We start from the raw sequence: 14,744 nt of genomic DNA, 5'->3' as shown, positions 1-14,744 counted from the left end.
GGCGGGGGATGCTCGCCGGATTTGGAAAAGGGGTTGGTTGAAATCGGGGCGGGCTGGCCGATTTTGGAATTGTGAAGCCATTCCAAATTCTTAGAGGTACCGTGCCGTCACAGCGGTGGTGCGCTCCCTCTCCCCGTTCTTACGGGGCCGCGACGAGCTTCGCTCGCGCTGAGAGGGTTGGGGTGAGGGGCCTCTCCGCACGCGAGACTGCCGACGGACCCGTACCCCCTCACCCGGATCGCAAGAGCGATCCGACCTCTCCGCGCAAGCGGGGAGAGGTAAAGAAAGATCAAGCCGCACTCGTCTTCAACCGCCGGTACTCGGTCGGCGTTACGCCTGTCACCGCCTTGAAGGCGCGGTTGAATGGTCCCAGCGACTGGAAGCCGGCGTCCATGGCAATGGTGATGACGGGGACCTCGGCCTGGGAGGGATCGGCGAGCGCGGCCTTGGCTTCCTCGATGCGGTGGTTGTTCAGGAACACATTGAAATTGCGATAGCCGAGCCGCTGGTTGATCAGGCGGCGCAGCCTGTATTCGGGAATCCTGAGCCGGCCCGCCAGCACACCGATGGTAATGTTCTCCTGGCGATAGATCCGCTCGTCCGCCATCAGGCGCATCAGGGCATCGATGAGTTTCTGGTCGGAGTCCTCGGCCAAAGGCTGGATCGGCGCGATCGCCGGTGCGGGCTCTGGCGCAATCGGAAACAGATCGGCGCCATCGACTCGCAACATTGCGTAGGCGATCGCGGCAACGATGCAGGCGAGCACGCCTGTATTGACGGTGTCGGCGACATCGCTCGCGCTGAAGGCAACGAGGATCTGGAGCAGCGCATTCAACCCGCCATAGAGTGCGGCGGCGCAGACGATGACGACGCGCAGGCGGCGGCGACGCTCGACCAGATCGGCGGACCACGATCCGATCGTCTGCACCACCGCGAGCGCGATGAAGCCGAGCACGATCAGGTTCACTGCCGTCACGGAGAACCGCGCGTTGCCGCCCGGCGCGATCCAGAGACATCCGACGAAGCTGAAGGCGGTCACCGCGGCCCAGATCAAACCATGCCACCAGCGTAACCGAAACTCGTCGTCGAACAGCGCGCGCGTGAACAGCCAGAACACGACGATGTTGCCGGTCGACAGTGCAATCAGCGGCGCGTGCCAGATTGGAACGAGCGACGACACGCCGATGGAATAGCTCGCGGCATGCGCCGCCGAGCCTAGCGCGAAGGCCACGCCGAGGCGGGCCGCGAGCACATTGCGGAAATCGGAGAGCAATGACGCCGCCAGCACCAATAGCAGCGCGACGCTGGCAGCGCGGAAGGCAAGTTCGGTTGCGGCAAGGGTCATCGGCTGGGGCGAACGGTCGCGGTTGAAGGCAGCCGAACATCGTTCGTTGCGCCCGGTTTTTCAAGGACGATCCGCATGCAAGGGTTAGCGGAGCTTTGTCGCGACGGCGACGCCAAATCCTGCTAGCGTCGCGTTCAACAAAGCCAAAAGGAGTCCCCCCATGAGCTGGCAGCCCTCGAACGATCCCGTGCTCGGCGATCCCATGTCCTGCGATGCGCTCGATCTCGTCATCGTGCCGCGCACGCGCGATCTCGGTGACGGGTTCGCGGTGCGGCGGGCGTTGCCGCACGGCAAGCGGCAGATGGTCGGGCCTTTCATCTTCTTCGATCATTTCGGCCCGGTACAGTTCGTCTCCGGCAAGGGCATGGACGTGCGGCCGCATCCGCATATCGGGCTCGCCACCGTCACCTATCTGTTCGACGGCGCCATCATGCATCGCGACAGCGAGGGCAACGTCCAGGAGATCGCGCCCGGCGCAATGAACCTGATGACGGCCGGGCGCGGCATCGCGCATTCCGAGCGCACGCCGGACGCGCAGCGCGCCTCGGGCCAGAAGATGCTCGGCCTGCAAAGCTGGATCGCGCTGCCGGCGGGCTCCGAAGAGATCGCGCCGTCGTTCCAGCATTATGCGGCAGGCGATTTGCCGATGATTTCCGAGCGCGACTTCACCGCGCGGGTGATCGCGGGCTCCGCCTTCGGCATCGCCTCGCCGGTGTCGATGGTCTCGCCCTGGTTCTACACCGAGGTCACGGCGCTCGCGGGCGCGAGCGTGCCGCTCGACCCCGATCATGAGGAGCGTGCGATCTATGTCGTCGACGGCGAGGTCGAGATCGCCAACGAGCGCTACGAGGGGCCGCGCCTGCTGATCTTCCGGCCCGGCGACCGCATCACCGTGAAGGCGCTGAAGGCGACGCGAATGATGTTTCTCGGCGGCGATGCGCTGGAAGGCCCGCGCCACATCTGGTGGAATTTCGTCTCCTCCAGCAAGGAGCGGATCGAGCAGGCCAAGCAGGACTGGAAAACCGGGCGCTTCGCCGCAGTTCCGCAGGAACACGAGTTCATTCCGCTGCCGGAATAGGCTAATCCGGTGTCCGGCCGCGCCATCAGACGCGGCCGGATGTCCTGTGCGAAGGCTTTGCCGATGACCACCATGCTCTCCAGCGACCTGCCTCTATCCAAGATCGGACGCGGCAAGGTGCGCGATATCTACGCCGTCGACGACGACCGCCTGCTGCTCGTCACCACCGACCGCATCAGCGCCTTCGATGTGGTGATGGGCGAGACCATCCCGATGAAGGGCGCGGTGCTGACCCAGATCAGCGCGTGGTGGTTCAATGAGCTCGAAGGCGTGGTGCCGCATCACATGATCAGCGCCGACACCGACGAGATCATTGCGGCCGTGCCGGCGTTGCAGCCGCACCGCGCCGAGATCCTCGGCCGCGCCATGCTGTGCAAGCGCACCACCGTGTTCCCGATCGAATGCGTGATCCGCGGCTATCTCTCAGGCTCCGCCTGGAAGGAATATGCGGCGAGCGGCACGCTGGCCGGCGAGAAGCTGAAGCCGGGCCTCGTCGAGAGCGAGAAGCTGGAGCCGGCGATCTTTAGCCCCGCGACCAAGGCCGAAAGCGGCCATGACGAGAACATCACCATCGCGAAGATGCGCGCGGTGGTCGGCGACGAGGTCGCCTACACGCTGGAGAGCATGACGCGGGCGATCTACACGCTGGGCGAGGAGCTCGCCCGCGAGCAGGGTATCATCATCGCCGACACCAAGTTCGAGTTCGGCCGCGACAAGGACGGCCGCATCATCCTGATCGACGAGGTGATGACGCCGGATTCGTCGCGGTTCTGGGCGGTCGACGCCTACAGACCGGGCCAGCCGCAGGCGAGCTTCGACAAGCAGCCGCTGCGCGACTATCTCGACGTCGAGCGCCGCGCCGGCCGTTGGAACGGCGACGCCCCGCCGCCGCCGCTGCCGGCCAGCGTGGTGGACGCGACCAGCAAGCGGTACCTGGAAGCGTATCGGCGCGTGACGGGGACAGAGCTGAAGATTTAGGCGCGACTGTCGCGTCTCGCTCCGTCATTGCGAGCGCAGCGAAGCAATCCAGAGTGTTTCCGCGGAGGGATTCTGGATTGCTTCGCTGCGCTCGCAATGACGTGGAGAGGCCGGTCGGCCTCTCCAACATCTCCGCCTGGCTCGCATTCGCGCTGACACGAGCGAGCCGCTCACACCCCCGCCATCATCACGTATTTGATCTCGACATATTCTTCCATGCCGTGACGGGAGCCTTCGCGGCCCAGGCCGCTTTCCTTGACGCCGCCGAAGGGCGCGACTTCGGTGGTGATGAGGCCGGTGTTGACGCCGACCATGCCCGATTCCAGCGCCTCGGCGACACGCCAGACGCGGCCGAGGTCGCGGGAATAGAAGTACGAGGCGAGGCCGAACGGCGAGGCGTTGCACATCGCGATGACGTCGGCCTCGTCCTTGAAGCGGATCACGGGCGCGAGCGGGCCGAAGGTCTCCTCCTGCGACACCAGCGAGTCCGGCTTGACGTCGGCCAGCACCGTCGGCTCGAAGAAGGAGCGACCGAGCTCGCTGCGCTTGCCGCCGGTGACGACCTTGGCGCCGCGCTTGACGGCATCGGCGATGTGGCGCTCGACCTTGTCGACCGCCTTCATGTTGATCAGCGGGCCCTGCGTCACGCCGCTCTCGGTGCCGTCGCCGATCTTCATTGCCGCGACCTTCTTCGACAGCTTCTGCACGAACTCGTCGTAGATCTTGTCCTGGGCGTAGATGCGGTTGGCGCAGACGCAGGTCTGGCCCATGTTGCGATATTTCGAGACGATCGCGCCTTCGACCGCGGCGTCGATGTCGGCGTCGTCGAATACGATGAAGGGGGCGTTGCCGCCGAGCTCGAGGCCGAGCCGCTTCACGCCGACCGAGGCCTGCTGATAGAGGATCTTGCCGACCGCGGTGGAGCCGGTAAAGCCGACGAAGCGCACCGCCGGATGCTCGCACAGCACCTTGCCGATCGGCGGTGCATCGCCGGTGATGATGTTGAGCACGCCCTTGGGGATGCCGGCCCGCTCGGCGAGCACGGCCAGCGCCAGCGCCGACAGCGGCGTCTCATTGGCGGGCTTGAGCACCACCGTGCAGCCGGCCGCCAGCGCCGGCGACACTTTGCGCGTGATCATCGAGTTCGGGAAATTCCACGGCGTGATCGCACCGCAGACGCCGATCGGCTGCTTGATGGCGAGCAGGCGCGCATCGGCGCGCTGGGTCGGGATGGTCTCGCCATAGACGCGCCTCGCTTCCTCGGCGAAGAACTCGATATAGGCCGCGCCGATATCGACCTCGCCCAGCGCCTCGGTGAGCGGCTTGCCCTGCTCTGAGGTGAGGATCAGCGCGAGATCCTCGCGGTTGGCGGTGATCAGCTCGAACCATTTGCGCAGGATGTTGGAGCGCTGTTTTGCAGTGTGCTTGGCCCAGCCCGGAAAGGCGCGCTCGGCAGCTTCCACCGCCCGGGTGGTGTCGTCGGCACCAAGCTGCGGCACCTTTGCGAGCTCGACGCCGGTGGCGGGATTGTTGACGGCGAAGACCGGCGTGCCGACCCAGGCGCCGTCGATGTAGCAGGCCTCCTTCAGCAGCGAGGGGTCCTTCAACCGGTCGCGCAGGGTGGCGGTGGCTTGCGGGGCGCGTGCGGCGGTGGTCTGGGTCATGGCGTTTCTCCCTGGCGGCGATCGGATCGGCCGCAATATAGGGACAGACGGTGCGCAATGCACCGCCCTGCAAACGCACGTCAGATGGCAGCTAAACTGGCAGCGGCCTTAGGCCGCGCCGCTCATATAGGTCTCGCGACGGCCGATCATGCGCTCGGCGGCGGCCTTGGCATCCGCTTTTGTGGACGTCGCGCATGTCCGATATTCGAGATCCGGGACATGAGACGTGTCGCGGCGGCCGAACCATGACTTCGAACCGACCGGCAGCAGCGCCAGCGCCTGCGCCAGATTGTCCACCGCTCCGAAGGAATAGAGGGCGCCGGTGCCGGCGACGCGGACCTCGTAGATGCCCGGCGAAATCGGCGCCTCCAGGTTCTCGCCACGTCCCGGACGGGGATAGCGCTTCCATTCGCTCCAGGTCGAAATCATCTGAGGTCCCCCTCGCCGCCCATCCACGGCCGGCAACATTTGCATCAAGTCTTAACGGCTCGTCGATCGGGCCGGGTGCTGAACGCGGCAGCTCACTAAATGTTTCAGGGGTTCGAAACCACGAAGCATATCGCGAGAAACCCATCCAAGGTGAGGCGAGGCACGTCGATCTACCGTAGATTGTAAAAGAGCGTACGCGCTCAGCCTCGTTGTCGTCTTGCGTTTGATCAAGACCGTCAAGTCACGACATCGCGACCGGTGCAGGTAGATAGATGGCGCTTGCCGCGCCGGAGATCCGGGAAGACAATCGATCACTTCCAACAATAATCAAACCCGAGGAAACGCCATGCAAAGCCAAGCCCAGATCGATGAGATTCTGCGTCAGAAGAGCGAGACCAAGGAGATTCCGGGCGTCGTCGCCATCGCGGCCAGCGGTCAAGACGTGCTGTATCAGGGCGCGTTCGGCAAGCGCGATCTGTCCAAGCCCGATCCGATGAGCGTCGACAGCGTGTTCTGGATCGCATCGATGACGAAGGCGGTGACCACAGCGGGCGCCATGCAGCTGGTCGAGCAGGGCAGGCTGTCGCTGGATGCGCCGATCGGCGATGTCTTGCCGGAGCTCGCCAATCCGCAGGTGCTCGAAGGCTTTGACGCCAAGGGCGAGGCGAAGCTGCGGCCGGCCAAAGGACCGATCACGCTGCGCCAGCTCATGACCCACACCGCCGGCTTCTGCTACAACATGTGGAACGGCGATCTCGCGGTCTATCTGGACAAGAACGGCATTCCCGCCATCACCACCTGCCAGAACGCGGCATTGAAGACGCCGATCATGTCCGACCCCGGCACGCGCTGGGAATACGGCACCAACATCGATTTCGTCGGCAAGGCGGTGGAAGCCGCCAGCGGCAAGCGGCTGGATGCTTACCTGCGCGACAATCTGTTCGCGCCGCTCGGCATGCGCGACACCGCTTTCAAGATCACCGACGACATGCGCAAGCGGCTGGTCGGCATGCATGCGCGCGGCGAGGACGGCCAGCTCGCAGCGATCCCGTTCGAGCTCGAGCAGGAGCCGGAATTCCACATGGGCGGCGGCGGGCTCTATTCGACGGCGGCCGACTACATCAAGTTCACCCAGATGATCCTCAACAAGGGGCGCGGCAACGGCAACCAGGTGCTGAAAGCCGAGACGGTCGCGACGATGGGGCAGAACCACATCGGCGATCTCGCTATGGGCAAGATGACGACGGCGGCGCCGATGTACACCAACGACGTCGATCTCTATCCTGAGCAGGTGAAGAAGTGGGGCCTCAGCTTCATGATCAACACCGCCAAGACCGCCGAGGGCCGCAGCGCCGGCAGCCTCGCCTGGGCTGGCCTTGCCAACACCTATTACTGGATCGATCCGGCGCGCGACGTCACCGGCGTCATCCTGATGCAGCTGCTGCCGTTCGCGGATGCGAAATGCCTGGAGGCGTTCGCGGGCTTTGAGCGCGGCGTTTATGCCGGGCTCGATGCTGCCGGAAGCGGGCAGAAGGCGGCGTGACTCGCAACCTCTCACCTGACGTCATGGCCGGGCTTGTCCCGGCCATCCACGACTTGCCGCGCGGCACAAAGAACGTGGATGCCCGGGACAAGCCCGGGCATGACGACGGGTAGAGTGTGCCGATCATCACTCACGAAAGGATTTCGACTTGGCGGACAAAGCGGACAGCTACGTTTGCGGCATCTCGGACGCGCCGCTGCTCGGCCACACGATCGGCCGGAGTCTCGACCAGGCCGCGCAGCGCTGGTGCAATCGCGAAGCGCTGGTCTCGCCCAGCCACGGGGTGCGATGGACCTGGTCGGAATTCGCCGAACGGGTCGATGCGCTCGCCGCCGGCTTTCTCGCGCTCGGACTCGAGCGGGGCCAGCGGATCGGCATCTGGTCGCTGAACCGACCGGAATGGACGCTGACCCAGTTCGCCGCCGCCAAGGCCGGCCTGATCCTGGTGACGATCAATCCTGCCTATCGCCTGAGCGAGCTGGAATTTGCCCTTCGCAAGGTCGGCTGCGCGGCGATCGTCACCGCGACGGCGTTCAAGACCAGCAACTACATGGAGATGCTCAACACGCTATTGCCGGAGCTGTCATCCGCCAGGCCCGGACAGCTGCAAACGGCACGGCTGCCGGCCCTCCGCAATGTCATCCAGATCGGCGGCCCGGCCGCACCGGGCACAATTGCCTTCGACGAGGTCGCGCAGATGGGTGGCGACCGGCACCGTCAGCAATTGGCCGCGCTCGGCGCCGAGCTGCAGTTCGACGATCCCGTCAACATCCAGTTCACCAGCGGCACGACCGGATCACCGAAGGGCGTGACACTGACCCACCACAACATCCTCAACAACGGCTATTTCGTCGGCCGCGCGATGCGCCTCACCGAGCAGGACCGCATCTGCATTCCGGTGCCGCTCTATCATTGCTTCGGCATGGTGATGGGCAACCTTGCCTCCGTGACGCTCGGCGCCGCAATGGTCTATCCCGGCGAGGGTTTTGACCCGCTCGCGACGCTGCGCACCATCGAGCAGGAGAAATGCACGGCGCTCTACGGCGTGCCGACGATGTTCATCGCCGAACTTGATCACCCCGAATTCGCCGGCTTCGACCTGACATCGCTGCGGACCGGCATCATGGCCGGCGCGCCCTGCCCTATCGAGGTGATGAAGCGCGTCAACACCGAGATGAACATGCGGGAGGTCACCATCGCCTATGGCATGACCGAAACCAGCCCCGTCAGCTTCCAGAGCGCGGTGGACGATCCGCTGGAGCGACGTGTCTCCACGGTCGGACGTATCCATCCGCATGTCGAGGTCAAGATCGTCGATCTCGAGGGCAGGATCGTCAAGCGCGGCGAACGCGGCGAGCTGTGCACCCGCGGCTACAGCATCATGCTGGGCTATTGGGAGGAGAAGGAAAAGACAGCCGACGTGCTCGACGCCAACGGCTGGATGCATACCGGCGATCTCGCCACCGTCGACGACGAAGGCTATTGCAACATCGTCGGCCGCATCAAGGACATGGTGATCCGCGGCGGCGAAAACCTCTATCCGCGCGAGATCGAGGAGTTTCTTTATCGCCATCCCAAGATCCAGGACGTGCAAATCTTTGGCGTCGCCGATACCCGCTACGGCGAGGAGCTCTGCGCCTGGATTCGTGTCAGAGCGGGCGAGCAACTGACGGCTGAGGAAGTACGTGCCTTCTGCGAGGGCCAGATCGCCCACAACAAGATCCCGCGCTACGTCGAGTTCGTCGACGAATTTCCGATGACCGTGACCGGAAAGATCCAGAAATTCCTGATGCGCGAGGCAGTCGAGCAGCGGCTCGGATTGAAGGCGGCGAAGACGGCGTGAAAGTGTTGAACGCTCTCCATATACAACGACCGTCATTCCCCCCGCAGGCGAATCCAGTACGCCGCGGCTTCTCGATCCATCACAGCCGCTCGGAGTACTGGATCGCCCGGTCTTCGCCGGGCGATGACAGTTTTGATTGAGGCCCGCGCCTGCCTACATCGTCATTGCGAGCGCAGCGAAGCAATCCAGCTGTCTCCCCGCAGAGATTCTGGACTGCTTCGCTGCGCTCGCAATGACGGGGATGACGAGCGTTACGCCGCCGGATGCTGCGCGGCACCCTTAGTTCCAGCTATTTGGACAGGTGCGCCATTCATTCTGCTTGTGGCGTCTCCCACGCGCGTTCAATGTCGATCACCTGTGGCAGGCCCGGCACAGCCATCGGCGGCAGTACAATGTTACGGTCGTGTCCTGACTTGATCGATTGTTGATCTAGGGGGAATGCCATGAAATTGGCTTGGAGGACCATCCTGGTTGCAGGAATTGGATTTGCAACCGTCGGCTCGGCAAGCGCTGCAGATCTCGCGGCCCGGCCCTTCAAGGCACCAGCGACCGCCGTAGCCGTCTATAACTGGACCGGTTTTTACGTGGGCGTGAATGCGGGTTACGCTTGGGGGCAGTCGGATCTCGGCACCGTGCTCGATCCCACCAGCAGCTGGGCCGTGGAAGGCGTAGCGTTCAGGAACGAGTTTGTGGCGCTGAGCAATCGCCGCCTCGATCCGGCCGGCGCTATCGGCGGTCTTCAGATCGGCGCGAACTGGCAGACCGGTGCTTGGGTTCTGGGTGTAGAAGCCGACGCCAACGCAACAGATATCGGTGCGCGCACCGTTTTCACCGGAGCGAATCCGCCGGTGATCCGCACATTCGACGAAAGCATCCGCAACGATTGGCTCGTGACCGTTCGCGGCCGCGCCGGCTATGCGGTCGACAAGACCCTGCTGTACGTCACCGGCGGTCTGGCCGTCGGCAGCGTCAAGGGAAGCTGGGATCTCACCTCGTCCAATGGTTATACCAAGACGGGTTCGGTGTCCGAGACGAAGGTCGGCTGGACGGTCGGCGCCGGCGTTGAGCACGCCTTCGTGCCGAATTGGACGGTTAAGCTCGAATATCTCTACACCGATCTCGGCGGCGTGGATTACACATCGACCTACGTGCCCGGCAGCACTTTTGCTCCGCCCGGCTCCAACTACGTCGAACGCATCTCGCAGGACCTCACCTTCCATACCGTGCGGGCCGGCCTGAACTACAAGTTCGGCGGGCCGATGATGGCCAAGTACTGAGAAGCGAAGAAGCCCAAGATCCCGGCTCCGGCCATTCGGCTCGGAGCCGTTTTTTTTGATCAGGAGCCAGAGAGAGCGCCTCGTTCTACGCGGCACGCCGGCAAAGTGCGGTCGCTATGCCGACCGCATCGTGGAGGCAGAGATAATTTCTTACGCCGTCAGCCCGCGCTGCTCGGCCAGCTCCTTCAACGATACCTGAGGCCGCGCGCCGATGTGCTGGATGACTTCGGCCGCGGCGAGCGCGCCGAGCTCGCCGCACTGCTTGTAGCCGAAATTGCGCGCGAGGCCGTAGAGGAAGCCGGCGGCGAAGAGGTCGCCGGCGCCGGTGGTGTCGACCACCTTCTCGACCGGGAACGCCGGCGCGGCGACCGCGTCTTCCGACGACACCACCATGCAGCCCTTCTCGCTGCGGGTGACTACACCGAGATTGACGTCGTTGCGCAGCTGCTTCAGCGCGGTGTCGAAATCCGAGGTCATGTAGAGCGAGTGCAGCTCGGACTCGTTGGCGAACACGATGTCGACGGTGCCGCTCCGCATCAGCGAGAGAAACTCGTCGCGATAGCGATCAACGCAGAAGGAATCGGACAGCGTCAGCGCCACCTTGCGCTTGGCGTCATGGGCGATCTTGGCCGCCTTGACGAAGGCCTCCTTGGCGTTCTTGGGGTCCCAGAGATAGCCCTCGAGGTAGACGATGCCTGCGCCGGCAATCTCGGCCGGATCGATGTCGGCGGGCGACAGGTCCTGCGCCGCGCCGAGATAGGTGTTCATGGTGCGCTCGCCGTCGCCGGTGACCAGGATGTAGGAGCAGCCGGTGGCGGGGCCGTCCTTGGCGGCCGGCGTGTTGAAGGCAACGCCGGCGGCGCGAATGTCGTGCACGTAGAGCTTGCCGATCTGGTCGTCCTTGACCTTGCCGACATAGGCGGCGCGTGCCCCCAGGCTGCCGATGCCGACGATGGTGTTGGCGGCCGAACCGCCCGAGACCTCGGTCGCCGGACCCATGTCCTTGTAGATGGCGGCCGCGCGCGCCTCGTCGATCAGCGACATGCTGCCCTTCGCCATGCCATGCTTGGCCAGAAAGGCCTCGTCGGTCCGAACCAGCACGTCGAACAGCGCGTTGCCGATGCCGAGAACGTCATATTTCACGTCAGCCATTCACCTTGATCCTGTTTGCCGGATTGCGATCTAACCGGAAATCCGCTTCCTGTCGGCCTGAAATCCAAGCTCGCGGCCTATCACGACCGGGCCTTGGCGGGCAAGCAACGGTATTTTCGAGAGCATGATCCGCTCCTTCCTGACCGTCTCGACGGGAACGCTGGCCTCACGCCTGCTGGGTTTCGCCCGCGATTCCCTGATTGCGGCGCTGCTCGGCACCGGCGCCGTGGCGGATGCGTTTCTGGCGGCGTTCCAGCTCGTCAACGTGGTGCGGCGGCTGCTCAGCGAGGGCGCGCTGAACGCGGCGCTGATCCCAGCCTGGCTGCGGGTGCGGGACCGCGACGGGGTGGCGGAAGCCGCGGCGTTCGCCGGGCGCGTGATCGGCACGGTCAGCACGGCCCTGATCGGGATCTCACTCCTGCTCGCATTGTTGATGCCGCTGATCATGACGGTGATCGCGCCGGGATTCCTCGGCAGTGGCACGCTCGATCTCGCGGTTCAGAACGCGCGGCTGATGCTGCCTTACCTCGCCTTCGCCGGTCCCGTCACCGTGCTGATGGGGCTGCTCAATGCGCAGGGACGCTTCGCGCTGACGGCGTTCTCGCCACTGCTGTTCAACATTGCGCTGATCGCCGCGATCGCGATGCTGCTGGTCTGGCATGCAGACGCCGGCTTCGCCGCGTGGATCCTGGCAGCGACCGTCGGCCTCGCCGGCTTGCTGCAACTCTTAATGCTGCTGTCGCAGCGAAGCGCGCGCCTTGCGACACCGCTGCGCGCGAGTTTCGACAAGGAGATGCGCGGCTTCTTCGCTAAGGCGATCCCCGGCATGATCGCAAGCTCGGGGCCGCAATGGCTGATGGTGGCGGGTGCGATCATCGCGTCCGCAACGCCGTCCGCGGTGTCCTGGCTCTATTTCGCCAACCGCTTGATCGAGCTGCCGCTCGGCATCGTCGGCGTCGCCATGGGCACCGTGCTGGTGCCGGAGCTGACGCGCGCCGTCGCGAGCTCCGATCGCGACGCGGTGGCGCATGCCGAATCCCGCGCGCTGGAGCTTTCCGCCGGGCTGGCGCTGCCGGCCACGGTCGGCCTGATCGTGCTCGCCGAGCCGATCGTGGGGCTGCTGTTCGAGCATGGCGCGTTCGGTGCGGCGGATAGCGCGGCCACCGCGCGTGCCCTGATGTGGCTGGCGCTGGGCCTGCCGGCGCATGTGCTGATCAAGGCGCTGTCGCCGGCGTTCTATGCCCGCAGCGACACGATGACGCCGCTGCTCGCGACCGCCAAGGGCTTCGTGGTGACGGTCGTGCTCGCGGTTCTGCTCGGTCATGTCTTTGGCGCAAGCGGAATCGCGGCAAGCATCGCGGCTGGCGCCTGGAGCAGCGCGCTCGCGCTGCTCCGCAAGGGCGCGGGCGAGTTCGGCTTCTCGATCGACGCGGCGGCCCGCACGCGATTGCCGCGGATCGTGCTGGCCGCGATCGCCATGGGCGCCCTGCTCTGGCTGACCGCGGGTCTGGTGCCGGCCGGCGCCCATGGGCTCATCCACTTCATTGTGCTGGGTGTGCAGATCGCAGCCGGGATCGCCGTCTACGGCCTGTTGCTGCAGATCCTCGGTGCCGCCTCCTGGCGCGAGGCGGTTAACGCATTGAAACGGCCCAGCTAGACCACGGCCTCCGCGAAAGACCCTTGACGGGGCAGCGCCGCTGTTGGAAACGACGGCCGAATACCTATGGGAAGGCTGACCATGCCATTCGTTGAACGGGTCTTTTCGGGCGTCCAGCCGACGGGCAATCTGCACCTCGGCAATTACCTCGGCGCCATCGTCAACTTCGTGAAGATGCAGGAAACCCACAATTGCATCTATTGCGTCGTCGACATGCACGCGATCACGCAAGGGGTGGACGTCTGGGGCGGGCCGGTCGAGCTCGCGCGCAACACCCGCGAGGTGACCGCCGCGTTCATCGCGGCCGGCATCGATCCGAAGAAGCACATCGTGTTCAACCAGAGCCAGGTCTCGGGCCATGCCGAGCTCGCCTGGATCTTCAACTGCGTCGCGCGCATGGGCTGGCTGGGACGCATGACCCAGTTCAAGGAGAAGGCCGGCAAGGACCGCGAGAACGCCTCGGTGGGCCTGTTCGACTATCCCGTGCTGATGGCGGCCGACATTCTGCTCTACCGCGCCACCCACGTTCCCGTGGGTGAGGACCAGAAGCAGCATCTCGAACTCTCGCGCGACATCGCGCAGAAGTTCAACAACGACTTCGGCGACTCGATCCGCGCGCAGGGCGTCAATGACGGGCTGTTCTTCCCGCTGCCGGAACCCTTGATTACGGGTCCGGCAACGCGCGTGATGAGCCTGCGCGACGGCACCAAGAAGATGTCGAAGTCGGACGCCTCCGACAATTCGCGCATCAATCTCACCGACGATGCCGACACCATCGCGCAGAAGATCCGCAAGGCGAAGACCGATCCGGAGCCGCTGCCGACGGAAGAGAAGGGCCTGGAAGCGCGGCCCGAGGCCGACAATCTCGTCGGCATCTTCGCCGCGCTGTCCGGCCGCTCCAAGGCGGACGTGCTGCGCGAGTTCGGCGGCGGCCAGTTCTCCAGCTTCAAGAACGCGCTGGCGGAGCTGTGCGTGACCAAGCTCGCGCCGATCGCCGGCGAGATGAAGCGCCTCGTCGCCGACCCTGGCCACATCGAGGCGATCCTGAACGACGGATCCGACCGGGCGCGCGCGATCGCAGACGAGACCATGAAGCTCTCCAAGGACATCGTCGGCTTCATTCGCCGGCGCTAGGGCGCGCTTCGCGATACCGGCTGGCGCCACGGCGCCGGCCGCTTCGCCCCTCCCAAACATCGCGGGAGTGTGGCAGCATGCTCCCCGTGCACAATCCGGGACATGCATGACCAGTAAGCGACTTTGCTACGAGCCGGGTCACAAGCCCAAATGCCTCGTCATCGTCGACGACAGCGCCGAATGGGATCGCGCCGTCTATTACGCCAGCCGCTGGGCGATTCGCGCCGGCGGCGGCGTGGTGATGCTGCGCATCATCGAGCCTGAGCAGCAGAGCCAGGAATGGCTGGGGGTCGCCGACATCATGCGCGCCGAGGCACAGGAAGCCGCCGAAGCCGCGCTCGACCGCGCCGCCGGGCGCGCCAACGGCATCGCCGCCATCACGCCGGAGCGCGTCATTCGCGAAGGCAGCGCGATGGAACAGCTGCTCGCAGTGATCGACGAGGATCCTGATATCGCCATGCTGGTGCTCGCCGCAAATCCCGGCGCGGAAGGGCCCGGGCCTCTGGTCTCGCTGCTCGCGCATGCGCTCGGCACATTCCCGGTGCCGGTGACGATCATCTCGGGTGCCCTGAGCAATGAGAGCGTGGATTCGCTGTCCTAGCGACGATGCATCTTATCCTCCCCTGGAGGGGAGGGTCGGCTCA

The 14,744-nt window shown here is 65.0% G+C and carries 12 protein-coding genes; 8 read left to right on the top strand and 4 right to left on the bottom strand.

The genetic code is table 11. The annotated features are described in order from the left end of the window. Positions 1-289 precede the first annotated feature (289 nt). Positions 290-1,345: a helix-turn-helix domain-containing protein gene (locus I6F16_RS29805; protein ID WP_225114851.1), complete on the bottom strand. Its 1,056-nt coding sequence runs from the start codon at positions 1,343-1,345 to the stop codon at positions 290-292. A 160-nt stretch (positions 1,346-1,505) separates the two neighbouring features. Between I6F16_RS29805 and I6F16_RS29800 the strand changes: the two genes are divergently transcribed. Beyond that, positions 1,506-2,423, top strand: a complete 918-nt coding sequence (locus tag I6F16_RS29800; RefSeq protein ID WP_036024106.1) for a pirin family protein — start codon at positions 1,506-1,508, stop codon at positions 2,421-2,423. Between the two features lie 63 nt (positions 2,424-2,486). Next, the gene (locus I6F16_RS29795) at positions 2,487-3,401 is read left to right on the top strand and encodes a phosphoribosylaminoimidazolesuccinocarboxamide synthase (RefSeq protein WP_057025866.1); all 915 of its coding nucleotides are present in this window, start codon (positions 2,487-2,489) and stop codon (positions 3,399-3,401) included. Positions 3,402-3,571: 170 nt separating this feature from the next. Here the strand turns inward: I6F16_RS29795 and I6F16_RS29790 are convergent, their stop codons facing one another. Next, positions 3,572-5,065 (bottom strand): NAD-dependent succinate-semialdehyde dehydrogenase, encoded by a 1,494-nt coding sequence (locus I6F16_RS29790; RefSeq protein ID WP_036024118.1) that lies wholly within the window; start codon positions 5,063-5,065, stop codon positions 3,572-3,574. A 108-nt stretch (positions 5,066-5,173) separates the two neighbouring features. Next, entirely contained in the window at positions 5,174-5,494 is a 321-nt protein-coding gene (locus I6F16_RS29785) for a hypothetical protein (RefSeq protein WP_027572396.1), read from the bottom strand. Between the two features lie 346 nt (positions 5,495-5,840). Here I6F16_RS29785 and I6F16_RS29780 point away from each other — a divergent pair, with 346 nt between their 5' ends. The 3 genes from I6F16_RS29780 to I6F16_RS29770 all read left to right on the top strand — a co-directional run bounded on the left by I6F16_RS29780 (position 5,841) and on the right by I6F16_RS29770 (position 10,157). Beyond that, positions 5,841-7,037: a serine hydrolase domain-containing protein gene (locus I6F16_RS29780; protein ID WP_225114852.1), complete on the top strand. Its 1,197-nt coding sequence runs from the start codon at positions 5,841-5,843 to the stop codon at positions 7,035-7,037. 148 nt (positions 7,038-7,185) lie between these two features. Beyond that, positions 7,186-8,880 carry an AMP-binding protein gene (locus I6F16_RS29775; RefSeq protein WP_225114853.1) on the top strand — a complete coding sequence of 565 codons (1,695 nt, stop codon included), beginning with the start codon at positions 7,186-7,188 and terminating at the stop codon, positions 8,878-8,880. 443 nt (positions 8,881-9,323) lie between these two features. Further along, positions 9,324-10,157, top strand: a complete 834-nt coding sequence (locus tag I6F16_RS29770; protein WP_036024125.1) for an outer membrane protein — start codon at positions 9,324-9,326, stop codon at positions 10,155-10,157. A gap of 150 nt (positions 10,158-10,307) precedes the next feature. Here the strand turns inward: I6F16_RS29770 and I6F16_RS29765 are convergent, their stop codons facing one another. Continuing rightward, positions 10,308-11,309, bottom strand: coding sequence for an adenosine kinase (locus I6F16_RS29765; RefSeq protein WP_225114854.1), 1,002 nt, complete (start codon positions 11,307-11,309; stop codon positions 10,308-10,310). A 124-nt stretch (positions 11,310-11,433) separates the two neighbouring features. Between I6F16_RS29765 and murJ the strand changes: the two genes are divergently transcribed. The 3 genes from murJ (at position 11,434) to I6F16_RS29750 (ending at position 14,701) form a co-directional block, all read left to right on the top strand. Then, a complete protein-coding gene (gene murJ / locus I6F16_RS29760; protein ID WP_225114855.1) occupies positions 11,434-12,966 on the top strand; it encodes a murein biosynthesis integral membrane protein MurJ in 1,533 nt (510 codons plus the stop codon). Positions 12,967-13,047: 81 nt separating this feature from the next. Continuing rightward, positions 13,048-14,100 carry a tryptophan--tRNA ligase gene (gene trpS / locus I6F16_RS29755; RefSeq protein ID WP_036002766.1) on the top strand — a complete coding sequence of 351 codons (1,053 nt, stop codon included), beginning with the start codon at positions 13,048-13,050 and terminating at the stop codon, positions 14,098-14,100. 106 nt (positions 14,101-14,206) lie between these two features. Beyond that, positions 14,207-14,701, top strand: a complete 495-nt coding sequence (locus tag I6F16_RS29750) for a universal stress protein (RefSeq protein ID WP_225114856.1) — start codon at positions 14,207-14,209, stop codon at positions 14,699-14,701. Positions 14,702-14,744 lie beyond the last annotated feature (43 nt).

Origin of the sequence: Bradyrhizobium sp. IC4060 (genome assembly GCF_020193715.1) — a bacterium.
GTDB classification, from domain to species: Bacteria; Pseudomonadota; Alphaproteobacteria; order Rhizobiales; family Xanthobacteraceae; genus Bradyrhizobium; species Bradyrhizobium yuanmingense.
This window is presented reverse-complemented; position numbering and strand designations above follow the sequence as displayed.

Excerpts from the sequence above, each read along its gene's own strand:
- I6F16_RS29805 (WP_225114851.1), bottom strand. The coding sequence starts at position 1,345 with ATGACCCTTGCCGCAACCGAACTTGCCTTCCGCGCTGCCAGCGTCGCG.
- I6F16_RS29800 (WP_036024106.1), top strand. The coding sequence starts at position 1,506 with ATGAGCTGGCAGCCCTCGAACGATCCCGTGCTCGGCGATCCCATGTCC.
- I6F16_RS29795 (WP_057025866.1), top strand. The coding sequence starts at position 2,487 with ATGACCACCATGCTCTCCAGCGACCTGCCTCTATCCAAGATCGGACGC.
- I6F16_RS29790 (WP_036024118.1), bottom strand. The coding sequence starts at position 5,065 with ATGACCCAGACCACCGCCGCACGCGCCCCGCAAGCCACCGCCACCCTG.
- I6F16_RS29785 (WP_027572396.1), bottom strand. The coding sequence starts at position 5,494 with ATGATTTCGACCTGGAGCGAATGGAAGCGCTATCCCCGTCCGGGACGT.
- I6F16_RS29780 (WP_225114852.1), top strand. The coding sequence starts at position 5,841 with ATGCAAAGCCAAGCCCAGATCGATGAGATTCTGCGTCAGAAGAGCGAG.
- I6F16_RS29770 (WP_036024125.1), top strand. The coding sequence starts at position 9,324 with ATGAAATTGGCTTGGAGGACCATCCTGGTTGCAGGAATTGGATTTGCA.
- I6F16_RS29765 (WP_225114854.1), bottom strand. The coding sequence starts at position 11,309 with ATGGCTGACGTGAAATATGACGTTCTCGGCATCGGCAACGCGCTGTTC.
- murJ (WP_225114855.1), top strand. The coding sequence starts at position 11,434 with ATGATCCGCTCCTTCCTGACCGTCTCGACGGGAACGCTGGCCTCACGC.
- trpS (WP_036002766.1), top strand. The coding sequence starts at position 13,048 with ATGCCATTCGTTGAACGGGTCTTTTCGGGCGTCCAGCCGACGGGCAAT.
- I6F16_RS29750 (WP_225114856.1), top strand. The coding sequence starts at position 14,207 with ATGACCAGTAAGCGACTTTGCTACGAGCCGGGTCACAAGCCCAAATGC.